Source organism: Allobosea sp. LjRoot237, assembly GCF_964253285.1.
In the GTDB taxonomy this organism is placed as follows: domain Bacteria; phylum Pseudomonadota; class Alphaproteobacteria; order Rhizobiales; family Beijerinckiaceae; genus Allobosea.
Map to the genome: position 1 here is coordinate 4,937,854 of NZ_CAXUQP020000001.1, position 25,024 is coordinate 4,962,877.

The 25,024-nt window shown below is 68.3% G+C and carries 19 protein-coding genes; 13 read left to right on the plus strand and 6 right to left on the minus strand.

The genetic code is table 11. The annotated features are described in order from the left end of the window. Nucleotides 1–2 precede the first annotated feature (2 nt). The 3 genes from ACSQ24_RS24030 to ACSQ24_RS24040 form a co-directional block, all read right to left on the minus strand. Nucleotides 3–734, minus strand: a complete 732-nt coding sequence (locus tag ACSQ24_RS24030; protein ID WP_436097118.1) for an amino acid ABC transporter ATP-binding protein — start codon at nt 732–734, stop codon at nt 3–5. Then, on the minus strand, nt 731–1,393 hold the full coding sequence (locus tag ACSQ24_RS24035) for an amino acid ABC transporter permease (RefSeq protein WP_436097119.1): 663 nt from the start codon (nt 1,391–1,393) through the stop codon (nt 731–733). Before ACSQ24_RS24035 ends, ACSQ24_RS24030 begins: the two co-directional genes overlap by 4 nt. A 107-nt stretch (nt 1,394–1,500) precedes the next feature. After that, on the minus strand, nt 1,501–2,256 hold the full coding sequence (locus ACSQ24_RS24040) for a substrate-binding periplasmic protein (RefSeq protein ID WP_436097120.1): 756 nt from the start codon (nt 2,254–2,256) through the stop codon (nt 1,501–1,503). 135 nt (nt 2,257–2,391) lie between these two features. Between ACSQ24_RS24040 and ACSQ24_RS24045 the strand changes: the two genes are divergently transcribed. From ACSQ24_RS24045 to ACSQ24_RS24060, 4 genes are all read left to right on the plus strand, one after another. Then, a complete protein-coding gene (locus ACSQ24_RS24045; RefSeq protein ID WP_436097121.1) occupies nt 2,392–2,979 on the plus strand; it encodes a helix-turn-helix domain-containing protein in 588 nt (195 codons plus the stop codon). 318 nt (nt 2,980–3,297) lie between these two features. Beyond that, a complete protein-coding gene (locus ACSQ24_RS24050; protein ID WP_436097122.1) occupies nt 3,298–4,170 on the plus strand; it encodes an alpha/beta fold hydrolase in 873 nt (290 codons plus the stop codon). 78 nt (nt 4,171–4,248) lie between these two features. Continuing rightward, nucleotides 4,249–4,650: a c-type cytochrome gene (locus tag ACSQ24_RS24055; RefSeq protein ID WP_181430528.1), complete on the plus strand. Its 402-nt coding sequence runs from the start codon at nt 4,249–4,251 to the stop codon at nt 4,648–4,650. A gap of 196 nt (nt 4,651–4,846) precedes the next feature. Continuing rightward, nucleotides 4,847–5,311 (plus strand): NUDIX hydrolase, encoded by a 465-nt coding sequence (locus ACSQ24_RS24060; RefSeq protein WP_436097123.1) that lies wholly within the window; start codon nt 4,847–4,849, stop codon nt 5,309–5,311. 9 nt (nt 5,312–5,320) lie between these two features. Here the strand turns inward: ACSQ24_RS24060 and ACSQ24_RS24065 are convergent, their stop codons facing one another. Next, entirely contained in the window at nt 5,321–6,061 is a 741-nt protein-coding gene (locus ACSQ24_RS24065) for a 2OG-Fe(II) oxygenase (RefSeq protein ID WP_436097124.1), read from the minus strand. A gap of 185 nt (nt 6,062–6,246) precedes the next feature. Between ACSQ24_RS24065 and ACSQ24_RS24070 the strand changes: the two genes are divergently transcribed. Both ACSQ24_RS24070 and cueR read left to right on the plus strand, forming a co-directional pair. After that, complete coding sequence (locus tag ACSQ24_RS24070; protein ID WP_436097125.1) at nt 6,247–8,790, plus strand: heavy metal translocating P-type ATPase; 2,544 nt, start codon at nt 6,247–6,249, stop codon at nt 8,788–8,790. Next, on the plus strand, nt 8,787–9,179 hold the full coding sequence (cueR, locus tag ACSQ24_RS24075; RefSeq protein WP_436097126.1) for a Cu(I)-responsive transcriptional regulator: 393 nt from the start codon (nt 8,787–8,789) through the stop codon (nt 9,177–9,179). Before ACSQ24_RS24070 ends, cueR begins: the two co-directional genes overlap by 4 nt. Before the next feature lie 106 nt (nt 9,180–9,285). Here cueR and ACSQ24_RS24080 read toward each other — a convergent pair whose 3' ends face one another. Then, nucleotides 9,286–9,567, minus strand: coding sequence for a hypothetical protein (locus tag ACSQ24_RS24080; RefSeq protein ID WP_091834565.1), 282 nt, complete (start codon nt 9,565–9,567; stop codon nt 9,286–9,288). A gap of 208 nt (nt 9,568–9,775) precedes the next feature. Here ACSQ24_RS24080 and ACSQ24_RS24085 point away from each other — a divergent pair, with 208 nt between their 5' ends. The 3 genes from ACSQ24_RS24085 (at nt 9,776) to ACSQ24_RS24095 (ending at nt 13,927) form a co-directional block, all read left to right on the plus strand. Beyond that, nucleotides 9,776–11,203, plus strand: a complete 1,428-nt coding sequence (locus ACSQ24_RS24085; protein WP_436097127.1) for a cytochrome P450 — start codon at nt 9,776–9,778, stop codon at nt 11,201–11,203. Nucleotides 11,204–11,571: 368 nt separating this feature from the next. Continuing rightward, complete coding sequence (locus ACSQ24_RS24090) at nt 11,572–12,027, plus strand: glycine zipper domain-containing protein (protein ID WP_436097128.1); 456 nt, start codon at nt 11,572–11,574, stop codon at nt 12,025–12,027. Nucleotides 12,028–12,190: 163 nt separating this feature from the next. Then, a complete protein-coding gene (locus ACSQ24_RS24095) occupies nt 12,191–13,927 on the plus strand; it encodes a hypothetical protein (RefSeq protein WP_436097129.1) in 1,737 nt (578 codons plus the stop codon). Nucleotides 13,928–13,943: 16 nt separating this feature from the next. On the opposite strand, the gene ACSQ24_RS24100 is transcribed toward ACSQ24_RS24095, so the two are convergent. Then, on the minus strand, nt 13,944–14,519 hold the full coding sequence (locus tag ACSQ24_RS24100) for a hypothetical protein (RefSeq protein ID WP_436097130.1): 576 nt from the start codon (nt 14,517–14,519) through the stop codon (nt 13,944–13,946). Nucleotides 14,520–14,722: 203 nt separating this feature from the next. Here ACSQ24_RS24100 and ACSQ24_RS24105 point away from each other — a divergent pair, with 203 nt between their 5' ends. From ACSQ24_RS24105 to ACSQ24_RS24120, 4 genes are all read left to right on the plus strand, one after another. Next, nucleotides 14,723–17,098 carry a hypothetical protein gene (locus tag ACSQ24_RS24105; RefSeq protein ID WP_436097131.1) on the plus strand — a complete coding sequence of 792 codons (2,376 nt, stop codon included), beginning with the start codon at nt 14,723–14,725 and terminating at the stop codon, nt 17,096–17,098. After that, complete coding sequence (locus tag ACSQ24_RS24110; RefSeq protein WP_436097132.1) at nt 17,095–20,634, plus strand: hypothetical protein; 3,540 nt, start codon at nt 17,095–17,097, stop codon at nt 20,632–20,634. The genes ACSQ24_RS24105 and ACSQ24_RS24110 overlap by 4 nt, the downstream gene beginning before the upstream one ends. Before the next feature lie 121 nt (nt 20,635–20,755). Continuing rightward, on the plus strand, nt 20,756–22,243 hold the full coding sequence (locus ACSQ24_RS24115) for a hypothetical protein (protein WP_436097133.1): 1,488 nt from the start codon (nt 20,756–20,758) through the stop codon (nt 22,241–22,243). Beyond that, nucleotides 22,240–24,897 (plus strand): penicillin-binding transpeptidase domain-containing protein, encoded by a 2,658-nt coding sequence (locus tag ACSQ24_RS24120; protein ID WP_436097134.1) that lies wholly within the window; start codon nt 22,240–22,242, stop codon nt 24,895–24,897. The genes ACSQ24_RS24115 and ACSQ24_RS24120 overlap by 4 nt, the downstream gene beginning before the upstream one ends. Nucleotides 24,898–25,024 lie beyond the last annotated feature (127 nt).

Consider the following 25,024-nt stretch of genomic DNA (forward strand, 5'->3'; position numbering starts at 1 on the left):
CCTCAGATTGGCTTCAGCACGCGGCGCAGGAAGTCCTGGGTGCGCGGATTGCGCGGGGCGCTCAGCACCTCGCGGGCGGCACCTTCCTCGACGATGACGCCGCCGTCGAGGAATAGGACGCGATCGGCGACCTCGCGCGCGAAGCCCATCTCGTGGGTGACGACGAGCATGGTCATGCCGTCCTCAGCCAGGCTCTTCATCACGCCGAGGACCTCGCCGACCAGCTCCGGATCGAGCGCCGAGGTCGGCTCGTCGAACAGGATCGCCTTGGGCTGCATGGCGAGCGCGCGGGCAATGGCGACGCGCTGCATCTGGCCGCCGGAGAGCTGTGCTGGATAGGCGCCGAACTTGTCGGCGAGGCCGACGCGGGCGAGCAGGTCGCGGCCGCGCTCAAGCGCCTGCGCGGCCGGTTCCTTCTTCACATGGATCGGCCCCTCGACGACGTTCTCGAGCGCGGTCCGGTGCGGGAACAGGTTGAAGCGCTGGAACACCATCGCCATCGCGGTGCGGATGCCGACGATCGAGCGGTCGGCACGGTCGACCCTGGCGCCGTCGATCAGGATCGATCCGCCATCATAGGCTTCGAGCCCGTTGATGCAGCGCAGGATGGTCGATTTGCCGGAGCCGGACGGGCCGATCAGGCAGACGACCTCGCCACGCTGGACGTTTGCCGTAATCCCCTTCAGGACCTGATGCGCGCCGAAGCTCTTGGTGACGCCGGAGAGCTCGATCATCGCTTCGCTCCCTTGCCGAAGCGGCGTTCCAGCCAGCCGACGAAGGCGATCAGCGGCAGGCTCATCGAGAGATAGAGCAGCGCCACCAGCGTGTAGACCGTCATGTTCTTGAAGGTCGATGAGGCGAGCAGCGAGCCCTGCAGGGTCAGCTCGGCCACGGTGATGGTCGAGGCCTGCGAGGAATCCTTCAGCATCATGATCATGATGTTGCCGTAGGGCGGCAGCACGATCTTGACCGCCTGGGGCAGGATCACCCGGCGCATCATCATGCCCCAGCCCATGCCGATCGACTGGGCCGCCTCGATCTGGCCGTGGTCGACCGCCTCGATGCCGGCGCGGAAATTCTCGGACTGATAGGCCGAATAGGCGATGCCGAGCCCGATGATCGAGGCCTGCAGTGCCGAGAGCGCCAAGCCGAACTCGGGGAAGACGAAGTAGATGTAGAACAACTGCACCAGGATCGGGATGCCGCGCAGTATGTTGACGATCGTCTTAGCGACAAGGGCGAGCCAGCCGATGCCGGAGACGCGCATCAGCGCCCAGACAAGGCCGAGCGCGGTCGACAACGCCAGCGAGCCGAGCGTCACCAGGATCGTGAACTTCAGCCCCTGAAGCAGCAGAGGCAGGAATTGGGCAGCATCACGCAGAAAAGCTTGCATCGGAGCTCGGCGTCACGGGATGGTCACGGCGATGGATCGGCCTCAACCCCGTCAGCCGGATCGCGCGGGACCCGGCCGTGGCGTAGGCCGACAGATCTCGAGCTCGCTTATTCCAGGCCCCATTTGGCGAGGATCTTGTCGAGCGTGCCGTCGGCCTTGACCTTGGCGAGGCCGGCATTGACCTTCTTCAGCAGTTCGCCGTCGCTCTTGCGCACGCCGATGCCGACCGAGCCGGTGATGATGGGCTTGTAGGACTTGACCAGCCGGACGTTCGGGAACTGCCCCTGCTTCAGCGTGTAGGCCATGATCGGCGCGTCGGCGAAGGCCGCCTGGACGCGGCCGGCATTGACGTCGGCGAGGATGTCCGGCGAGGTCTTGTAGAGCTTCACCTCGGGGAACAACCCGGTCTTTTGCAGCGCATCGACATAGGCGGTGCCGATCTGGGCGCCGACCGTGTAGCCCTTCATGTCGGCGAGATCGACATAATCCTTCTTGTCCGAAGCCGGGACCAGCAGGCCCTCGCCATAGGTGTAGATCGGGTCGGAGAAGTCGATCACCTCCTTGCGGGCCGGAGTGATGTACATCGCCGCCGAGATCAGATCGATCTTGCTCGCGGTGAGCGAGGCGACCAGCGTCGAGAACTGCATGCCCTCAACCTCGACCTTCAAGTCCGAGGCCGCGGCGATCGCCTTGACCAGGTCGACCATGACGCCTTCGATCGTATTGGTCTTGGTGTCGAGGAAGGTGAACGGCATGCCGGTCGGGGTCGAGCCCACCTTGAGGACGGATTGTGCGGCGACCGGCGATATGGTCGCGGCAGCAGCGCCTCCGGCCAGCAGGGTCAGGAAGGTCCGGCGTTCCATAGCAATGTCCCCTCATTTGTCCGTACGCCCGTAAGGCGCCGGCTCGTATTTTCATGAGCATGAAGATACGAGCATAGGACGATCTTGCCGGCAAGCGATTTTCATGCACATGAAATAGGCTATGAAGGAATCGCGATGAGCCTGCCTGCTGCTGATCTGCCGCATCTGCATGTCGACCGCGAGATCGGAGCGCGGCTGCGCCAGCTCCGGCGCGCCCGCCGGCTGTCGCTGGAGGAGCTCGCGAGCCGCACCGGGCTGTCGATCGGCTTCCTCAGCCAGATCGAGCGTGGCCTGTCCTCGCCGACGCTGAGGGTGCTCGCCTCCGTTGCCGACGCACTCGGCGTCGCGATCTCCGAGCTTTTCCCCGCCGACACGCGGCCCGCCGACTCCACCGCGACCATTGTCCGTCAGTCGGATCGCGGCGAATTACAGCTCTGGCGCTCCGGCATTCGCAAGCAATTGCTGACCCCGCAGGCCGAGGGCGCCAAGCTCAACCTCTTCATCGTCGAGATGGAGCCCGGCGCCAGCACCGGCGACGAGCATTACATCCACAATGGCGAGGAGGCTGGCCTGGTACTCAGCGGCACCATGCTGCTCAATGTCGAGAAAGAAAGCTGGATCCTGCGCGAGGGCGACAGCTTCCGCTTCCTCTCCTCGCGGCCGCATCGCTTCGCAAATCAGGATGACGGCGTCACCCGCGTGCTCTGGGTCAACTGCCTGTAGCCCGCGCCAGCATGCACCCAGCGCATGACAACCCTCTTTCCTGACAGCCCGATCTGCGTCTAAGCCAATGCCGCCATGAGGAAAGGCGGCTGGACACAGCGCTTCTCCCGGCATGATCGTTGATCAGGGAAACGCAAGGGAGGTCGGCATGGCAGGGCAAGCCGCCAGCGAGACCGTCCCGTTGGGCTCCGCATCCGGGCCGCAGCGGCACACCATCCGTGTGATCCAGATCAATGCGCCGGCGGCACCGGTGTCGAACGGTCGCGCCCTCCCTCCCGGACAGCCAGCCAGCCTTCCCGCGCCAGAGGACAAGCAGCCATGACACAAGCGCGACGGCATCAGCACGACGCTCCCGACGGAACCGCCACCGGCGCGGCCCGACCGGCCGAGATCGATGGCGAATTTCGGGTGAAGCTGCCCGATGGCGCGATGCTGCGCGCATTTTCGCAGGGCCAGGGCCGACCGTTGCTGCTGGTCAGCGGGCTCGCCGGCAGCGCCGCCTTCTGGGATGACAATGCCGCGACGCTCGCGCGCTCCTTCAAGGTGCTGCGCTTCGACCAGCGCGGCATCGGCGCCAGCGACCGCGGCAGCGCGCCCTGCACGATCGACCAGCTGGCGCGCGACTGCCTCGCCGTGCTCGATGCCGCCGGCATCGAACGCGCCACCGTCCTCGGCCACTCGACCGGCGGCTGCATCAGCCTGTCTCTGGCGCGCCAGGCGCCGGAACGGCTCGACGGGCTGATCATCAGCGGCGGCTGGTTGAAGCAGAACCGCTACATGACCGCGCTGTTCGAGACCCGCCTCGCCATCCTCGACCAGCATCCGCGCGCCTATGCGGCGACCGCAGCGCTGATGACCTATCCGCCGACCTGGCTCGAAGCGCATTGGAGCGTCTACGAAACGGCGGTCGCGACGGCACCGGAAACCCCGGAGGCGAAGCAGATCGTGCGCGAGCGCATCGACGCGCTGCGTTCCTTCGACGGCTCGAACTGGGCCGGCGAGATCGACGTGCCGACGCTGATCCTCGGCACCCGCGACGACATGATCGTACCTGCCTTCCTGCAGGAGGAGCTCGCGGCCGCCATGCCCGGGGCACGCAAGACACTGCTCGATTCAGGCGGACACTTCTTCCCGATCTCCCGCCCGGATGCCTTTACCGCCAACGTGGCCGAATGGATCGGTGCCCTGTAGCCGCGACGAACTGCCCCGTATTCAACGCAGCAGGCTGCGCTATCTCAGAAGGAGTCTAAGCTGAGGAGAGACGACCCGATGAGGCTGCCTGTGAGACTGATCGCCAGCGCCACCCTGCTCACCCTCGCCGCGTTGGCCGCATCCCCAGCCTCGGCACAGGACGTCTCCGCCGGCGAGCGCTCCTGGAACAAGTGCCGCGCCTGCCACCAGATCGGCGAAGGCGCCAAGAACCTGGTCGGCCCGCAGCTCAACGGCCTGTTCGGCCGGCACACGGGCGAGGTCGAGGGCTACAGCTATTCGACCGCCAACAAGGGCGCGGGCATCACCTGGGACGAGGCGGTCTTCGCCGAGTACATCAAGGATCCCAAGGCCAAGATCCCCGGCACCAAGATGATCTTCGCCGGCATCAAGAACGAAAAAGAGATCGCCGACCTCACCGCCTTCCTCAAGCAGTTCGGCAAGGACGGCAAGAAGCTCTGAAATCGGCCGGTCGGCCGAACAGGGGCCGGCAGTCCGCGGCTTCCAGCTCATCGTTGCCCACGGACAGGAAACACCGGCCCGCGCAGAGATTGCGAGCGGACCGGGAGCCGGCATGTCGCGCGAAAAAGCATTGCCGGCTACAAAATCAACTGGCGAGCCGCCCCCCGAATCACCATATGCTGCCGCCGGAGGGCGCATGGGGAAGTCTGCAAGGACAGCGAAGGCGGCGAGCGGCAAGCGGGCGGCGGGGCCGAAGGTGCAGATCGGCGCGATCCCGTATCGGCACCGGCCGGACGGTGCCGTCGAGATCATGCTGGTGACGACGCGCGAGACGCAGCGCTGGATCGTGCCGAAAGGCTGGCCTATCCGCGGGCTGAAGGGCCATGAGGCTGCGGCGCGCGAAGCCATGGAGGAAGCCGGCCTGCTCGGAGAGGTCGGCAAGAAGCCCGTCGGCCGCTACACCTACTGGAAACGGCGCACGCGCGATTTCGTGCTGTGCAAGGTCAGGCTCTATCTGCTCGCGGTGACGGACCAGCTTCCAACCTGGCCTGAGCAGGAACAGCGCCGCTGCCAATGGTTCACCCAGGCCGCTGCAGCCGACCTCGTCGACGAACAGGCGCTGGGCGCGATCCTTCGCGGGCTGAAGTTCAAGGCGCCCTGACGGCTTTCGTCAGTGCGCATCGTGGAAGATCAGCCCGGTTGTATAGCGCTCTCCCGACCGCACCCGGCTGACGCCATGGCGCAGATTGACGCGATAAGTCCCGCGCGTCCCCTGTACCGGCCGATGCTGCACGGCGAAGATCGCAGCCTCGCCCTGCCGCAGCGGCACCACCTCCGGCCGTGACTGCATGCGCGGGCGCTGCTCGACCAAGGTGAACTCGCCGCCGGTGAAATCACGATTGGGCTCGGAGAGCAGGATCACCATCTGGAACGGGAAGAACAGGTCGCCGTAGAGGTCCTGGTGCAGGCAGTTGTAGTCGCCGACGCCGTATTTCAGCAGCAGCGGCGTCGGCCGATCCTGCCCTTGCGCATGGCAGAGTGCCAGGAAGTCGTCGAGCGTCTCAGGATAGCGCTGATTGATGCCGAGCGCCGCATTCCAGCGATTGGCGATCGGCGCGAGCCGCGCGTAGATCAGCGGGCGCAGCGCCGAGATCACATCAGGCAGCGGGTGGGTAAAGTACTGGTATTCGCCGCGGCCGAAGCCATGGCGCGCCATGACGATGCGGCTGCGGAAATGCTGGGGCTCGGCATAGAGCGCCCGCAGCGAGGCGCAGCGGCCGGCATCGAGCAGCGGCCCGGTCAGTCCGACGCCATGCTCGTCCAATTCGGACTCGATCCGCCGCCAGTCGAGAGCGGTCGCGACCTCATCCATTACCTGTCCATCCGTCTTGCGGAGTGCCGCCGTCGCCATGTTCTACGTCCTTCACCGATCCCGTCGGCGGCAATGAAACGCGTCGGCGGCGGCGCGCGACACCCGGTTTCTGCCTGGTAGGAAGCCGACCAAACCGTCGCAGCTATCCAGAAAAATAGCCGCTTGACCTTCCCATGATGGGAAGGTGTAGCCATCTTCCAACGAGAGAAGGAAGGTGATGCGTCATGACGATGCATGCAAAGCATGAAGTGCCCGCAACCGGGTCCAGCACGATCGATATCCCCGTCGACGGGATGACCTGTGCGTCCTGCGTCGGACGGGTGGAAAAGGCGATCTCGGCCGTACCGGGCGTCAGCGAAGCCCAGGTCAACCTCGCGACCGGCAAGGCGCGGGTGACGCTGGCCGGCGGCAATACCGAAGCGGTCGCCGAGGCGATCCGCGGCGCCGGCTACGAGCCGGGCGCGACGGACATCACCCTGGCGATCTCCGGCATGACCTGCGCCTCCTGCGTCGGCCGGGTCGAGAAGGCGCTGCGCGCCGTGCCGGGTGTGCTCAAGGCCGAGGTCAATCTCGCGACCGAGCGGGCGACCGTCCGGGTTGCCGATGGCGGCATCACGCCAGCACTCGTCGCAGCTGTCACCGTCGCCGGCTACGAGGCCAAGCCGCTCGACGAGGGCCGCAGCGACGACGGCGATGCTGCCGCTGCACGCCGACAGGCGGAGCAGACCGCACTTGGGCGCTCTGTCATCATCGCCGCGCTAGCGACCTTGCCGCTCTTGGTGATCGAAATGGGGCCGCATCTGAGCGACGCCTTCCACCATTGGCTTTACGGTCGCATCGATGCCTTCATGCTGAAGCTCATCGCCTTCGCCCTCACCACGATCGTGCTGTTCGGGCCGGGCCTGCGCTTCTTCCTGAAGGGCTGGCCGGCGCTGATGCGGGCTGCGCCCGACATGAACGCGCTGGTCATGCTCGGCGCCGGTGCGGCCTATGCCTATTCGGTGGTCGCGACCTTCGCGCCCGACTGGCTGCCTGCCGGCACGGACTACACCTATTTCGAGACCGGCGCGGTGATCGTCACCCTGATCCTGCTCGGACGCTGGTTCGAGGCCCGCGCCAAGGGCCGGACCAGCGACGCGATCAAGCGACTGGTCCAGCTCCAGGCGCGCTCGGCCCGCGTGCTACGCGACGGCGTCGAGAGCGAGATCGCGATCGAACAGGTCCGGGTCGGCGACCTCGTGCTGGTCCGGCCCGGCGAGAAGATCCCGATCGACGGCGAAGTCGTCGAAGGCGCATCCTATGTCGACGAGGCGATGGTGACCGGCGAACCGGCGCCCGCCCGTAAGAGCGTCGGCGCCAGCGTGATCGGCGGCACCATCAACCGCAATGGAGCGCTGCGCTTCCGGGCCGAGAAGGTCGGCGCCGATACGCTGCTCGCCCAGATCCTGCGCATGGTCGAGCAGGCGCAGGGCGCGAAGCTGCCGATCCAGGCGCTGGTCGACCGCGTCACCAACTGGTTCGTGCCGGCGGTGATCGCCGTCGCGCTTATGACCTTCGCGGCATGGCTCTTCTTTGGCCCATCGCCCGCGCTAACCTATGCGCTGGTCAACGCCGTCGCGGTGCTGATCGTCGCTTGCCCCTGTGCCATGGGCCTTGCGACACCGACCTCGATCATGGTCGGCACCGGCCGCGCCGCCGAGCTCGGCATCCTCTTCCGCCAGGGCGCCGCGCTGCAGGGGCTGAGTGAGGTTGCGACCATCGCCTTCGACAAGACCGGCACGCTGACCAAGGGCCGGCCGGAGGTGACGCGCTTCATCGCCGCTGAGGGTTTCACCGAAGAGGAGGCGCTGTGTCTCGCCGCCTCAGCCGAGAGCGCCTCGGAACACCCCTCCGCCGAGGCGATCGTCGCGGAAGCGAAGCGGCGCGGCCTTGCGCTCGCTCCGGCGGCCGATTTCGCGGCCGAACCTGGCCTTGGCATCTCGGCCCAGGTCGAAGGCCGCGAAATCCTGGTCGGCTCAGCCAGGCTGATGGCCGAGCGCGGCATCGCTGCGTCGGCCTTCGCGGAGCGGGCAGCAACCTCGGCTCGCGACGGCGAGAGCCCGCTCTATATCGCGGTCGATGGCAAGCTCGCCGGCCTCATCGCCGTCGCCGACCAGCTCAAGCCAGGCACGGCGGCCGCGATCCACGCGCTCAAGGCGCTCGGCCTGCGCATCGTCATGGTGACCGGCGACAACCGCGCCACCGCCGAGGCGATCGCGGCCCGGCTCGGCATCGACGCGGTCGAGGCCGAGGTGCTGCCGACCGACAAGGCCGCGATCGTCAAGCGCCTGCAGGCAGATGGAGCCAAGGTCGCCTTCGTCGGCGACGGCATCAACGACGCACCGGCGCTGGCCCAGGCTGATATCGGCATCGCCATGGGCGCCGGCACCGATATCGCGATAGAGAGCGCCGACATCGTGCTGATCTCCGGCGATCTCACCCATGTTCCGGAGGCGATCGGCCTGTCCAAGGCGACGATGGCGAACATCCGCCAGAATCTCGGCTGGGCCTTCGGCTACAATGTATTGCTGATCCCGGTCGCGGCCGGCCTGCTCTATCCGCTATGGGGCGTGCTGATGTCGCCGGTCTTCGCCAGCTTCGCCATGGCCTTCTCCAGCGTCAGTGTGCTGGCCAACGCACTCAGACTGCGCCGCTTTGCGGCGCGGCAGGACATCGTCGCAGCAGCGCCGGGCGCCGCCCCCGCCACCGCCTTTGGGAGGATGGGATGAACATCGGACAAGCTGCCGAAGCCTCGGGCGTCAGCGCCAAGATGATCCGCTATTACGAGCAGATCGGGCTGATCGAGCCGCCGGCGCGCTCGCAATCGGGCTACCGGGTCTATGCCGAGCCGAACGTCCATACGCTGCGCTTCGTGCGCCGCGCCCGCAGCCTCGGCTTCTCGGTCGACGAGACCGGGGTGCTGCTGGGGCTTTGGCGCGACCGCTCGCGGGCGAGCGCCGATGTAAAACAACTCGCGCTCAAGCATGTCGGAGAGCTGGAGGAGAAGGCGGCGGCGCTGCAGGCGATGGCGGCGACGCTGCGCCATCTCGCGAGCAACTGCCATGGCGACCAGCGGCCGGACTGCCCGATCCTCGACAAGATCGGCGCTCGGAACTGAGCTCTCGGGCTCAGACCGGATCATCTCTCGATCTGCAAAGCAAAACGCCGGAAGCCATTCCTGGCTCCCGGCGTTCTTGAAAATTGGAAAGCAGCGACTGCGCTACTCAGCGGCGCATCGCCTCGGCGAGGCGCGGCGAGAAGGTTCGGGTCGGTCGGCGGACCACGACGACGGAGCGGTTCGGCGTCATCACGGTGGTACGGTGCGCAGCCTTGCGGATCAGCGGCACGACCTCGGCGACGGTAACGCCCATCAGCTGTGCGGCGAGTTCGGCCTGCTGCTCCGGCGAATCGCTCATGCACTGCGCCGCCGTCACCGCCTCTTCGAGGGTCGGCAGTTCTTTGCGCGGGCGCAGAATGCGCGGGGGAGGATTCTTGTACTCAGGCATCTCGGTGGCTCCTTGGACACCTAAAATAGCACTTATTGTGCACTGCACAAGATTGCGTTGAATTATTCTCTGCAATGCAACAATCGCAGAACGGGCTGGCACGCGGCTTGCGCCTTCGGAATGCCTGAAATCGGCAGGAGATTGTCCCTCTCAGAACCGTTTCCGCTCGAGCAGCGCTCGTCGGGTTCGGCTCCGCGAGGAGAAAGCCATGATCACAGCGGATGCCGCCATGTCCGCCGCGCAGGCCCGACGGAGGCGCCCGCCGGCCCCGGTGCCGGAAGAGCGCGAGTTCGGCCGACTCGAACTGCTGCTGCGCCTGCGCCGCAACCCACTGACGATCTGGCGCACACGGCATTTCCGCGAGCCGATCGTCGCCGGCGAGGGCCTGTTCGGCTACGGGGTCGTCGTCTCCGACCCCGAGGTCGTCCGACATGTACTGGTCGAGAACGCTGCCAACTACCGCAAGGACGATCTCCAGCGCACTATCCTGGCGCCCGGACTTGGCGAGGGCTTGCTGACGGCCGAGGGCGAAGCCTGGAAACGGGCGCGGCGGACGCTGGCGCCGTTGTTCACGCCGCGCTCCATTGCGGCACTGGCCGAACGCATGATCGCGCCGGCCGAGCGGACCGTCGCCCGCATGCTGCGCCGGCGCAGCGGCCGCATCGTCGATATCTCGACCGACATGACGCGCGTGACCTACGACATCCTGGCCGAGACGATGTTCTCGAACGCGATAGCCGGTGGCGCCGACGCCTTCGGCAAAGCCTTGACCCGCTATTTCGAGACGCAAGGCCGGATCGATCCGCTCGACGTGCTCGGTGCGCCGGCCTGGTTGCCGCGGATCGGCCGCTGGATGGCACGGCCGGCGATTTCCTTCTTCGAAGCGCAGGTCAGGGCAATCATCGCAGAGCGGCAGGCATTGCATGCCGGCGGAGGCTGGCAGCCAGAAAAGCCCGACCTGCTCGATGCACTTCTCAACGCGCGCGATCCCGAGACAGGCACAGGGCTCAGCGAGGCCGAGGTCGGCGCCAACATCGTCACCTTCATCGGCGCCGGCCACGAAACGACAGCGAACGCCCTGACCTGGTCGCTCTATCTCGTTTCGCTCGCGCCGGACGTGCGCACCGCGCTCGAAGCCGAGATCGATGCGGCCGGCGAGGATCTCGCCGCCGCGGCCCTGTCGGGCGAGCACCTTTCCCTCACTCGCGCGGTGATCGAGGAGGCGATGCGCCTCTATCCTCCCGTCCCGTCCCTGTCGCGGACGGCACTGGCCGACGATGTCGCAGCCGGCGGCTGCTTCATTCCGAAGGGCGCTCTGGTCGTGGTCTCGCCCTATCTTCTGCATCGGCACGAAACGCTCTGGCAGGCGCCCGACCGCTTCCGGCCCGAGCGCTTCCTGCCCGGAGCCCGTGAGACCATACCGCGCTATGCCTATCTGCCGTTCGGCGCCGGCCCTCGGGTCTGCATCGGCCTGCAATTCGCCATGGTGGAAGCGGTGATCGTGCTCGCCATGCTGCTCCGGCATCTGTGCTTCGACTATGCGGGCGAGGAGGCGCCGATGCCGACCCAGCGCATCACGCTGCGCCCACGCGACGGGATGCCGATGCGCATGACGGAACGTCGCTCATCGCGGTAGGGACACAGCACACCGCGGCGAATTAACCACAGCTGCCGGAAAAGCATTAAAGATGAACCTTCGGTTTTTAAAGTTATCGCGCCGCCCAAGGCCGATGCGACGGAACAGCGTGGGCGCAGCAGCCCGTCAACCCCCTGCCTCTCTTGGCTTTCACGGTGGGTTTCGCGTTGCGAACATTTTAAAGATTGTCAGAAACGTGACAAACTGCGGCAGCCCTTGCCCAGAAAAGGCCAATATGGAAGAGATGCCGGGTGTGGCGCCGTATGGTCTTGCCCGGGTTTTGCGAAACTGGCTCTACCGGATGCAAGAGCAGCCAGATTGCAGGTGCCATAGATTTTGGAAACAACCTTTTTTACTGGGGTGACGTGATGCATGCCAAGACCATGAAGGCCGGAACCATCCTCGTCGCAGGCGCCCTCCTGCTCGGTGGCTGCACCGGTTCGCAGGAACGTGTTGCGGCTGGCGGCGCGTTGGGCGCTGGCGCCGGCGCCCTGATCGGCGGCGCAGTCGGCGGCGGCCGCGGTGCCCTGATCGGCGCTCTCATCGGCGGCGTTGCCGGCCTGGTCATCGCCGACGCGATCGAGAAGGAGCGCGCTCGCGAGGCGGCTTACATCGCCGCGCGTTCGGGCGGCTCGAACACCCAGAGCTTCCGCAATTCGAGCGGCCAGGCTGTGGTCGTCCGCGCCCGCACCGTCCGCACCTACAACAACAGCCAAGGCCAGCGCATCCGCGTCGTCGAGCGCAGCGTAACCCGCGAAGGCAAGGCTGCCGGCACCGACCAGGTCGAGGTCAATCTGGCGACCAACGAAGCGTCCGGCATCTGAGCCGAGACGGAATCAGAACCGGTCCTCCCTCGCCCGCGAGGGAGGACCCCATGAGTACTGAAACGAGATGACTGCGCGAGCGCTGACAAGACGAATCCTTTGCCTGACGGTTGCCTGCCTCACGGCGGCATCGCCGGTAGAGGCTACGGCGCAGACGCAGATGATGGCCGGGTTCGATCCGTACAACCCGTTCGGCTCCGCCGCCCAGTTGCTCTGGCAGCGCATCCAGCAGCAATGCCCGCAGCTCAAGCTGCCGGTCGCCATCGGCATCGCCTCGCGCCCCGCGACCCGCGACGCCTTCACGACCGATCAGGGCAACAACATCATGCAGCAGATCCGGGCTGCATTCTCGAACATCCCCGGGGTCTCGATGGCACCCTGGCTCGACATCGACCCGATCAAGGGCATCGTCGACACTGGCGTACTCGACAGCCCGATGGCGGGCGACAACAAGGAACAGCTCAGCAAGATCCAGATCGAGGTCCGGGCGTCGGGCCAGAAGGTCGGCGCGGCCGCGCGCTTCAACCTGTCGGCGCATGGCTGGAACGGCTATGAGAGCTGCTCGCCGAGCCTTGACCCCTTCACCGTCTCGCAGGATTTCATCGGCGAGGAATACAGCTCGACCGACGAACTCTTCACCCGAGTCGCAGCCGGAGTCTGGGCAGCCTCGGTCGACACCTCCAACCCCGTCACGCTCTCGGTCAGGATGCTGAGCGGCTTGCCCGTCAGCCCCGGCTGGCAGGAATTCTTCTCCGACAAGCTGCGGCGCGCACTGAGCAAGCAGAACGCCGAGGAGAAAGAAACCAAGATCCGAGCCGAACGCCATGTCTCGCTGGTGATCGCGCACGACCCCGCCGGTCCCGAGGACAAGCGCTGGGAGGGCATGGTCACGGTCGACCCGCGCCCGCTCGGCTACCGGATCTCGGTCAGTGTCAACCGCCGGAACACGACGCCGGTCTCCGAGGACGGGCTCGTCACGCTCGACGAGTTGCCGACCATGCAGCAATGGGCTGCGCTCGGCCCGACGGCTCAGACGCCGCGGCTCGACCAGACCACGCCTTTGCGGATCAATGCCCGTATCGAAGGTGGCCGGGCGCTGCAGCAATACCCCTTCCTGGTCGTCCAGGAATCCTATGTCGAGATCGATATCCCGACCGGCAGCGTCCGCGGACCGCACCCGACCGTGCCTGTCGACGTGCTCGGCCGCAACAACACCCCCATGAAGACCATCCACATCGCCAATCCGAGCCGCCCCAACCTGCGACGCTACAGGCTCGGCCCCGGCGAATACACGATCAAGGTCGCAAGCGCCGGCCCCGTCGCACAGGATTTCCAGCTGCGGGCCCGCGCGGTCGACACCAAGGACATGCTGATGCCCGAGGCGCCGGGCAGGCTGCTGCGCCGTTTCCAGGACTGGTACGCCAGCGTCTCCGAGGATCCGCGCACCGGCCAGCGTACCTGCTACGCCTATACCGCGGCGCAGGAAGCCGGGCCGCGCTACTGGCGCGAGCAGGCGCCATTCATCCTGCTGCAGGCGAGCAGCGCCGGGAATGGCGAGCTGCAGCACCTGATCGAGGACAAGCGCTATTACAAGCCCGGCACGCCTTTCGAAGCCGTGATCAGGGAAGGCGGCGGCATGACGCGCCGTCTCAACGCCGTCCCGACCGCGGCCGGCAACTTCATCCGCCCGACCAAGCAGGGCTCCAACGGCCAGCCGATCCTCGATATGGACGCCGTCGCCGGCTACAACAGGGGCACGACGCTGGAGATCAGCGGCACGGCGACCGATGGCAAGCCGGCCCATGTGGTCTACTCGCTGCAGGGCTATCGCGCCGCCGTCAACGCCATGTCGCTGGAATGCGGCCGCCGCGACCTCGCCAACGCCCTGGTCTGGAAGTAGTCGCCTGCCTATGTGTTCAGGCCAGCGCGAGCGTCGCCTGCGCAGGCCCTGCTTCTTCGCGGGCAGTGTCGAACCGGATCAGGCCGCGGCGAATATCGCTGGCCGCGTCGAGCACAGTGGTGAGCGAACGAGCGGAGCGTTCCAGCACGCCGAGCAGCGCCGGGACGAGACGCGGATCGCTCCAGACATCCTGTGCACGGCGCCCGAAGGGAGCCAGGAAGGGCTCAAGCCCGCTCCAGGCGAAAACAATCTCGCGCGGACGCGCCGAAGCAGTATCGAGACCGACCAGGATGCGCTCGATGATCGGGGCCCAGACGCCATCGTCATAGCGACCGGCGGGCAGCAGGACGATCAGCCGCTCGGCATCCGTCAGCGCCGCCTGCGCCGCCGAGGCGGCCTGAGCCGGCTCGCGGAACAGGCGCGGCAGCAGGCGCGGCGCGAGGAAGCTCGCCGCAACCGTGCGGGGCGAGCCGCCCGAGGAATCCGACAGTGCCAGCGTGCGGGTTGCGACATCCTCGCCGGCACCGGCCTGGGCAAATGTGACCGGCAAAGCGGCCGGCAAGGCGGCAAAGCAAACCGATTCTGCCGTCATCGCATCTCGCTCCGTTTCAGCATCCGCACCGCCCCTTGCGGCAAACCGGTCCGGCAGGTTTCGGAAGTCGCGGCCAGCCGGCCGCAAGACCAAGCCCGCACAACCCAAGTTGGGCCTGGAGCATCTCTTGCAAGACGCCGGACCATCGCGCAAGGTCGCCCCGCGTCATCCTGCTTCATTCGTCTTTCCCGGAGCCTGTTTTCGTGACTTCCTCCGTGGCGCCTGTCGCCATCATCTGGGACGGGTCGCGCCATGTCGCCGCGATCTGGCGACAATGCGCTCCGATCCGTTTTCTGGCGGCCGAAGAGGCCGGGGGACGCATCAGCCTGATCGCCGCCGCCGACGCAGGAACTGCGCCGCTCCACGGCAGGCTGCCGGCGGGAAGCCGAGCCCTCCATGCCGTGACGTTGAACGCGGATGGCCGGTTGATCGCGATCCCCGTCCAGCTCGACGAAAGACTCTCGCTCACGGAAGCGGACCAGCGCACGCCCGGCCTATCGTTGATGCAGGTGCATCGTGATGCTGCCGGCGCACTCGCGCTAGACAGCGAGCCGGCCAGCGAACGCGTGGACCTAAAGGCCACGCTGCTGGCCTCCGGCTTCAATCAGGCCAGCGGCTCGGAGGCCGAGGGCTTTCGCCTGCTGGTCGGCCCCTTCCTCAATCCCGAGGACGAGCGGGCCGCCCTGACAAAGATGGCCGCAAACCGGATCGGCACAGCCGAAGGGCTGACGCTTTCCTTCAGTGGTGACGATGCCGAGACCGCGTCCGAAGGGCTTCTGGTCGCGCATCTCCCCACGGCGATGCGCGAAGCCAGGCAGGCGCTGGGCCAGATCGATCAGGAACTTCGGCTCGCCATCGAGACCGAACTCGACCTGCTCGCCGCCTCGCTCACCGACCAGCGCGACGTCGACGCGACCGGCCTTGGCCGCCTTGCCGCGCTGCGCCGCGGTTTTCGCCTGCTTCGCCCGCAGGCCCGGCCTGACGGCGGCGCCGGTATCACTCTGCCTGACTGGGCGGAGGGTGACGAGATCATCGTCTTCGCCGCGCCGCGCCGCCAGCTTGTCTGGGTCGGCGAGGGCGAGGTGATCAGTGGCGCGCCGATGACATTGCGCTGGCAGGATGGGGCGTTCGCCATCGCCTCGCACCGCCAGGGCTATGCCGCCTCGACCGCGACCGGGCTGACGCTCGGCGCAAGCGGCGGCAACGCCCTGGTCGTTGCAACCGCCGGCGCGAGCGCACCGTTGCATGATGATCTCGCGCTCGCCGCAGGCCGGCTGGCCGAGGGGCTATGGCGCGCTACGAGCGCGCTCCGGCCGGCGCGCCTCGCTGCCGCACTCGACGAGCTATCCGCACGCGCGACGCAAACGCCTGCCGGGCCGCTCGCGCGGCTTGATGCGCGTGCCAAGGACGCCGCGCCGGCAAGCCTGCTGGACGCACTGGCGGCGACCGCGGGCATCGACCCGGCACGGACGGACGAGCTCGGCGAACGCTCGCTCGACGAGCAGATCGCCATGGTTTTGCGCGGGATCACGCAACCGCAGCTGGCAAAGCGCGCCAGTGCCGTGCGCTTCGCTCTGCCTCTACCCGGATCGCCTGAGGACGAGATCCGGCTCGAGCGTTTGCTCACCTGGTATGAGGATCCCAATCTCCCGCAACTGCTCGCCCGCGAGGCGATGGCGCTGGCCGGTCACGACCGGCGGGCGATGCGCCTGCTGCACGATGTCGCCGCGAGCGCTCATCAGAGCTGGCTCGACGCCGGGCTCGTAACCGAAGTCGAACAGGCGGTGGTGGACGCCGCCACGCGGAGCGGCCAGCGCCGGCTGTCACCGCTCGACGCCCTGCTGCTCGACTTGCGACGACAGCCGCAACGGCAGCCGGCGCCGGGCCTCGAAGCGGTCGCACGCATGCGCAGCGAACTCGCCGACGCCGCGCAGCAAGCGAGCCAGCCGGCGGCGATCGCCGACGAACTGGCGCGGCGGCTCGGCGAATTGACCCCGGGCGAGATCGTGCTGCTGCATAGCCATTTCGCCGGCTTGCGACGCGAGGTGGAACAGACGCTCGCGGCCGCCGATCTCATTCGGAGCTGGGAACAGGCGGCCGGATACCCGGACCTCGCCGCACGCGCCCATCGCAGCGGCGATCCCGTGCGCGGCGCGCAGTGTCTTACGGCAACGAGCCGCCATTTCGCCGGCTCGCTCGCGCGGATCGAGAGCCTTGCCCCGGCCCTGGCAGGCCTGACGGCACAGATCGATGCATTGCTCGGTCCCGCGAGCGAAGCGACTAGCTGTGGCCAGGCGCTGCGCACGACGCTCGAAAGCTATAGCCGGCTGCTGCTGGCACAGATGGCGCTGCGCGAAGCCGACGCCGCCTTCGCCGAAGTGCCGTTCGCCGGCCGCGCGCTCGCCGATCCCGTGGATACCGGCTTCGGCGCCGCCTATCGCCGGCTCAGGGCCGGCGCCGGCGACATGCTGCCGCGCTATCTCGCCGCGGCCGCCGCCCTGACCGGGCTCGACCATCATTGGGGCACCGCGCTCGCCGGCGGGGCCCCGGCGGATATCGCTTCGAGGCAGGACGCATGACCACTCTGCCCTGCTACAATCTCGAGACACGGCTCGGGAGCTTCGCGGCGACGATCGCGCTCGACCGCAGCGGCGATCTGATCGACCTCCTCGCCTTCGAGGCGCCGGAAGACATGGTCAAGGCCGTGACGGTCTCGCTGGTCTCGCATGCGCCCGGCCTCGCGAGCGGCATCGATATCGGTTGGCTGCAAGGCAATGCCCTGCTCGACAAGGCCGCGATCCGGGCTGGCGAGCGCTTGGTGCTGGGCCTGCGTCGCGAGGCGGTGATGCGCGCCGTGGCGAACCACCGGGCCCAGGCCGATGTCGACAGCGACGCCAGCATCGAGATCGCCTTCTCGACCATTGTCGAGACGGCGAGCGGCACCCGCGCCTCGCCGCGGCGCGTCATCAAGGTCGCGGCGCTCGCCGGCGCCTCGCAGCCGGACTGGCGGATCGAGCCGGTCGAGATCGACCTGGATTCCCTGCACGCCGGCAAGCTGCTCGCGATCGGCCAGATCGCGATCGATATCCCCCGGGATATCGTGCTCGAAGGCCGGCGCGGCCTGACGATCGAGGCGAGCTGCTTTGGCATCAAGGCACAGCACCTCTCGCTCGGCGTCGCCGCGCCGATGGATCATTCGGTCTCGCTCAGGCGCTTTCCGGATGTCGGCAGCGCGACCAGCCGCCACCTGATCTGGCTCGCCGATGCGCCGGCGCTGGCCGGCCAGGAAGTGCGGCTCGACGTGACACTGACGCGCGATGCCGTGCTCGACTTCGTCGACGAGACGATCCAGGCCAATCCGAGGGCGCCATTGCAGGTGAGGCTTACCGCCAAGCTCGGCGGCTGGGTCAGCCAGGATGGTGCCGGCCACGATCCGGACGGCCCGGCCAAGCCGTGGTCGAGCGCGCTCGAAGCACGCTCGGTGCCGATCCGCAGCCAGAACCGCGGCGAGGTCGCGCTGACGATCGCGGGGCAGCATTTCACCTGCCCGCTCGGCGGCAGCGCGCAGTTCGAGATCACCAGCGGGCTCAATGCCGAGGTCGACCCGGACGACGAGACCTCGATCGTGCGTTGCGACGGGCTGGTGATCGATCTGCGCCGCTGGCCGCTGACCCGGACCGCGCCACTGACGGTCGAGGTCACCAGCCGCATGGGCGAAAGCGAGATCGCCGAGCCATCGACACCGTTCCCGCTCGAGATCGTACGCGAGGGCGATTTCGGCCGGCGCGGCCGCGCCGTCGTGCCGATGCAGAATTTGACGACGACACTGTCGCGTGCGGTGCGCACCAGCGGCGCCAATGTGCTGCGCGGCGAGATCACCGTCTCGCTCGCGATCAAGGCCGGCGACGAGGGCGGCAAGGCTTTCGCGGAGGCGAACCTGCCGCTGCGCTATAGCCGCCGCGTCCACCGCCTGCCGATCTGCATCGACCTCGGCGCCTCCGCGACCTCGATCTGGTCGGGCGCGCCGCGTGCCGCCGGTCGCGCCACCGAAATCAGGCCTCTGGCACTCGGAACCTGGCTCGCCGCCCATGTCGATCCACGCCATGGCGAGGCTGCCCTGCAGGATGCCGGGGCCGCGCCGCTGATCCCGAGCCATGTCGGACTCGACTCCGGCAACAATCTGCGCGCCGACCACGCGCCGCACAGCCTGCCCGATCTCGCCCTGATCGGCTCGGACCGCGTCAGCGTGGCACGCCGGCTCAAGGCTTTCGCGCGGCGTTACGACGTCTCCGCCCCCGCCCCGCCACCGCAGGCTGGTCTGCCCGAAGGCGGCAAGCGGATCGACTCGCTGAAACACGCGCTGACCTCCGGCGCGGTCTCGCTGACGCTGAACGAGCCGGTGCATCGCTACGACGCCGCGGCCGACCGGGTCGTCGCCACCAACACCGTCGAGATCGCGCCTTTGGTCGCCGACGTGCTCGACGAGCTGGTCGACCTCTATGTGCTGCGTCTCGGCGAGGACCGCCTGCGGGTCGAGGATCATGCGCCACCGCCGGTGGTGCCGCGCATCCTGGTGTCCTGCCCGAGCGGCATCGGCGACGAGATCGCCTCGCGCTACCGCGCCGCGCTCGAACTCTTCTCCCAGCGGCTGGAACGCCTCTTTCCCGGCACGACCAGCTTCCCCGACGCGGCCGTCACCGTGCCGGAAGCGGTCGCGGCGGCGCGCTATGTCGCCAGCCTGCCGGAGGTGCGCGCCGCCGTGCCGGACCTGGGCGAGGCGCTGCTCCTGACGCTCGACATCGGCGGCGGCACCAGCGACATCGCGCTCGCCGCCTTGCGCCGCGACGGCGACCGCCTGAACCATTCGACACTCGCGACCTTCGGCCTGCCTGTCGGCGGCGACCTGATCGACGAGGCGCTGACCAGCATCACTGCTGCGCTGATCGACCGGGCGATGGAGGGGCAGGACGCCCACTGGCAGCCCGCCTTCGCCGAAGCCTCGCTCGCCCGCGCCATCCAGCGCGAGGACGCGGCCGCCTTGGCGGCACGCGGCTGGCTGCGCAATGCAGTGAAACAGGCCAAGGCGCGCCTCGCCAACCATCTGAGCGAGAAGGCGCAGGCCTCCGCGGCGCGCTATCGTTGGGATGCGGATGCGGCCGACGAGACGTTCGACCTTGTCCTCGCTGAGGTGAGGCCGGATGGCGGACCGGCCGGCCTCTATGTCGCGCAGAACGAGCCAAAGCTGGCGGACGCGGCATCGAGGCCCGGCCTGCAGCTTGCGCTCGACAGTCCCGACAAGGCGGGCACCCGCCGTCTCGTACTCAAGCTCTCGCGCGCTGCGCTGGAGAAGGGAGCCGGCGAGGCCTCACAGCGCCTGGCCGAGATCGGCGCCGTGCTCGGCGGCATGCTGCCGCGCCTCGCCCGTGCCGCCGGCCCGAACCCGACGCGCCGGCCGACTGTGATCATGGTGCCGACCGGGCGCGCCGCGCTCTGGCCGCCGATTTTCGAGGCGATCGCGGCCGAAGCCGAGGCCAGCCGGGCGGCCTTCCCGTTCGAACGGCCATTCTCGCCGGCGGCAATGAAGAAGGCGGTGATCGCCGGCGCCGCCATCCTCGGCATCGAGGGCGACATGGCCGGCAGCACCGTGCAGCACAAGAACCCACTCGGCATCGCCGCGATGGCGGTGCAGATGCGCGATCTTGGCGCCACCGGCCTGCGCACCGAGTTCGCCGCCGAGCGCATCCACTATCTCGGCTACGACATCGCCTCGGGTGCGCGTGTCCATGCCGAGCACGACGAGGCGGCGCCAAGCCTGGGCGGGCGCGCCAATCTCGGCCGCCGCTTCCAGTTCGTGCGCACGATCCCGGGGCTCGATCCGCAGGGAAAGGCGCTGGCGCGCCTGCGTCCATTGCTCGACGGGCAGGACCCGATGGTATTGCTCGAGGGCGATTCGATCGTCGAAGCGCATCGCGAGGGGCTCGACGGCTTCGGCGTCTGCGAGATCATCAGCGAGGTCCTGTCGCCGACGAGCCGCAAGGTCACGGTCATCGCCGCCAATGAAGGCTGGGAAGCCTGCTGGCGGATCGAGCACGACCGCGTCTCGCGCATCTACTAGGATCGCAGGATCGTCATGGCCCGCACGCGAAAACGGCTCTGGCGTTCACAAGGGCGGGCTCGGCCCGCCTCGTCGCGACCGTATTCTCTTCCCGACTTTTCCGCCCGAGTGAGCTGACGCCATGGCCCTGCCCGATCTCATGGACCTGGTGATGCACGACCCGCGGCGGCTGGCCAGCTTGCGCGCCGTCGCCGGCGAGCCGGGCGAGGCCATGCCCGGCATCGAGAATCTCTGGCGCAAGCCGGTCTTCAGCCTGATGGCGGGCGGGCAACCGACCAAGGACGGCAAGGCCTCGCTGGAAGACCTGATCGACCGGCATCGCAGCATCGCGCTGACCGATGGCGGCAGCGGCCCGCAGCCGATCGACGTGCCCTTCACCTCGCTGGTGGTGCTGACCGCCGAGGCGCTGCCCGGCGCACAGGAACTCGGCCGCTTCCTCGCCGACCGGATCGAGCAGCGCTTTCGCGACGTGATCGATCCCGATATCGGCGTCACCGTCCATGTCGAGCAGAGCCTGCACGCGACCGCGCCGGTCGCGGTCTATCTCGGCCATGGTGTCTATGCCCCGCCGGCCGACAACCGGCTGCCGCATGGCGAGGTGGTGATCCGGCAGGATGCACAGACCGCGATCGGCCAGCCTATCATCGGCGTCAACACGCCGGGCGGTCTCTATTCCGGCCAGGCGCGCTTTGCCTTCTCGCGCAGCGAGATGCTGACGCCGGCGGTGCATCCGGACCTGCCGGGCGGCACGATCTTCTTCCTCGGGCGCTTTCCGGTCGACGCCTCCGCCCGCGATGCCGGCGGCCTACCGCTGCTCACCGCCTTGCCGCAGACGCCGGAGGCGCGCGCCCAGGCGATCCAGGTCGAGACGCTGGCGCTGCCCGGCGGCAATGTCGACGCCCGTTTCGAGATACTGGGCGTGCGCCCGCAGGTCGGCCGGGTCTCGCTCGGCCTCGTCGACGTCACCCTCGACCGCAGACCGAGCCGCCTGCAGGCGCAGCCGCCCAAGGGGCCGCATCTCGCCGTGGTCGGCCTCGCCATCCCCGAGAATTTCGGCGGCCGGCGCATGGCGCGCTATTGGGTCGAGCGCAGCCATGGCGGGCGGTTGATGTCCTCCGCCATGCTGGCGCAGCGCGACAGCATCGTGGTGCAGGGCCGCGACGCCCGTCGCTACGACCGGCGCGAACTGCGCTACAGCCGGGCCGGCGGCGAAGTCCGCGCCGAGAGCATGAGCTTCGACGGGCGCCGCCGCTCGCTGCTGATGCTGGAAGACGGCGAGTTCGGCTATATCGGCCTGCCGCGCGAGCAGACCGCGATCGCCTTCGGCCCGGACCAGTCGTCGCGCGGCTACGGCACCTTCGACTGGCTCGGTGAAGCGGTACGCGTCCAGTTCGGCTCGGGCGTGGTCGAGCGTTTGGACGACCTCTACGATCACAATCCGGTCGGCTTCATCGCGGCTGCGCCCGGCGGGGTCGCCGTGCAATCGGCCGGCGACATCTGGATCCTCGGCGGGCGCAAGCCGCAAGCAGCCGGGACCTGCATCATCCCGCCGAACGGCCCCTTCGTGCTCGGGCCGCTGGTGGTCGAGCTTCGGGAGGCGACGCCATGAGCCATCCGCTCTTCCGCGGCCTCAAGCGCAGCGTCACCGCCGTCACGGTCGGCACCGTCACCATCGTCGGCTTCCTCTGGCTCTCGGGCGGGCTGATCGGCGAGCTCGCCGCCAGCCGTGCCTGGATCAAGCAGCCGGACTTCACCGAGACCAGCCGCTCGAACGAGGACCTGTTCGCGCAGGGCGTCGCTACCGGGCTGATCTGGCTCGACCCCGCCGGCCCGGTCATCCGCTCGCAGCCCTGCGAGGCGCTCTACGATGCCTCGCTGACCACGCCGACGCCGCAAGGCGCCAAGGATTTCTCGCGCACGCTGCTCGACCGGCTCTGCAACCTGCCGGCCGGCGCGCAGATCCGCTCGGAGATGCTGGCCTGGAACAACTCCTTCCTGATCGCCGCCGCCCGTGACGACCGCGCGCCGGACCGGCGCTGCGCCGACGGCACGCCGCTGACGCTGCCGGTGGTGCCGGCCGGCTGCCGCCCGTCGGGCTGGACTGCGCGCGTCGCCCAGACCACCGATCTCGCCGCGCCGCTCAATGTGATGCCGAATGCGGTGCCGCCGCCGCGCGACTTCGCCGATTTCGCCAAGCGCCGGGCCAACCAGCTCTCCGACTGGGCCCTGTTCGGTTCCTTGCGCGCGCCGGACGACCGGCTCGTGCTCTCGACACGGCTGCCGCCCGGCAATCGCCGCATCACCGTCGACATGATCCTGGAGCCCGCGCGCATCGTCGTCGGCAATGAGCGGGTCAATCTCGATCCCAAGCGCGACGAGCAGACCGTGCGCATCGCCGGGCTTACCATCGCGGCCGAGCGCATCTGTTCCGACAGCGACGAGTTCGCCACCTGCGCCGAGGAGGCCCAGCAGGGCCTGCCGCATGGCTGGCGCTTTTCCATCACCGGCGCCCGCCGCCGCGATGTCGAGATCAGCTTCGAGGGCCTGCCGGTCCGGGCCGTGCCGCCGCGCGCCCGCGAGATCCTCGGCGGAAGCGGCGTGCAGAGCGAGGACGGTAAGGTCAAGCTCTGGCGCTCCTCGCATATCGAGGCCGATTGCGAGCGGGCCAAAACCAAGCTGGTCTGCGAACTCGGCTGGCGCGGCGCGGTCACCCAGCGGCGCACCGGCGCGGCCCGCGCCCTGTTCTTTGCCGACGGCACGCCGGCGCTCGACAACAATGGCGTGCCGCTGCCGATCGTCGACGAGCTCGGCCTGACGGCGATGATCGGCTACGGCGCCGGCGATGTCGGCTCGCTCTCGGCTGCGCTCGGCCGGGCGCGCACCCGCGAGAACCTGACACTGACGATCGAGCCGCGCCTGCAGAAGCTGGTACAGGAGGCGGTCTACGAGCATATGGGCGAGCGCCTCGGCCGCGGGAAGCGCCCGCGCAAGCCGGGCCCACTACCGGTCAACCTCGCCCCCGAGCAGGAGCCGCCGGATCAGGGCGACGGCCGTGCCGTCGTGTTGCTGATGGATGCCGGCGACGAGCCGGGCTCGCTGCTCGGCCTCGCGAGCTGGCCCGACTTCGTGCCCGGTATGCACAGCTGGGACATCCAGGCGCTCTCGACCGGGCGCGACAGCGACTCGCCGCTCGCCGGCCATGGCTGGCGCGCCGGCGACGTCCACACCATGCCGGGCTCGACCTTCAAGCTGGTCACCGGTCTCGCCAGCATCCTGGCGGTGCGCGAGCAGCCGCGCTTTGCCGACATGATCATGGGCCGCATGCCGCCGGCCCAGCAGGCGCAGATCTTCGGCATCGCGGGCGGCGGCGGCCTCAATGTCGACGGCGTGCCGATCACCAATTATGGCGGCGCAGGCTTCAACTACGGCATCCTGTCGGCTGCGCAGAGCGGCTGCCCCGATGCCGGCCGCGGCGCCCAGATCGGCTTCTGCGAGGCGCTGATCAAGTCGTCGAACCTGTGGTTCGCCGGCATGGCGCTGACCATGGACGGACGCAAGGTCGGCGGCCGTGCCACCACCATCCCCGGCCGCACCGGCACGATCCTCGCCGAGCTGGCCGAGCACCTCTACCCGATCACCCAGCCCGGCAGCCTCGCCCAGCCCGGCGTCGACCTGACGCGGGGCATCGTGCCCGGCGCACAGCGGCTGACCGGCGAGGCGCTCGATCTCGCGGTCGAGGACAAGCGCAATGCCAGGCGCATCGACCTCGCCACCAACTCCTACGGCCAGGGCGTGCGCGCCACCCCGATCGCGATGGCCTCGATCTATGGCTCGGTCGGCGCCCGCAAGGTCATCCTGCCGCGTGTGCTGAAACCGGTCTCGGACGTCGCCGAGACCCCGCTGCCGAACGAGGGCAAGCCGGTGATCCCCGGCATGGACCCGCGCCAGGCCGAACCCTTCCTCGACGACGCCCAGCGCGGTCTCTACGGCGTGGTCAACTCCCCAGGCGGTACCGCCGCCGGCGTAATGGCCTCGCTGCCGCCGGATGTGCGCCGGCGCATCTTCGGCAAAACCGGCACAGCGGACACCATCGAGGGCATGAACTCGGCCTGGTTCGTCGGCTGGATGGACAATGTCGCAGGTCGCAAGCGCATCGCCTTCACCTGCCTGGTCTCGCATACGCGGGAAACCGGCGGACGCGCCTGCGGCCGGCTGATGGCCGGCCTGCTCGCCAAGATCGCCGCGCTCGGAGACAAGAAGTGATGTCGGCTGGGAACCGCGACCTGTCCTCTCCCCCCTTGTGGGGGAGAGTTAGAGAGGGGGGTATGCCACCCTCGACAGATGCCGAGCTTAGCGTGGAGAGGAATGCGGTTGCGATACCCCCCTCCCA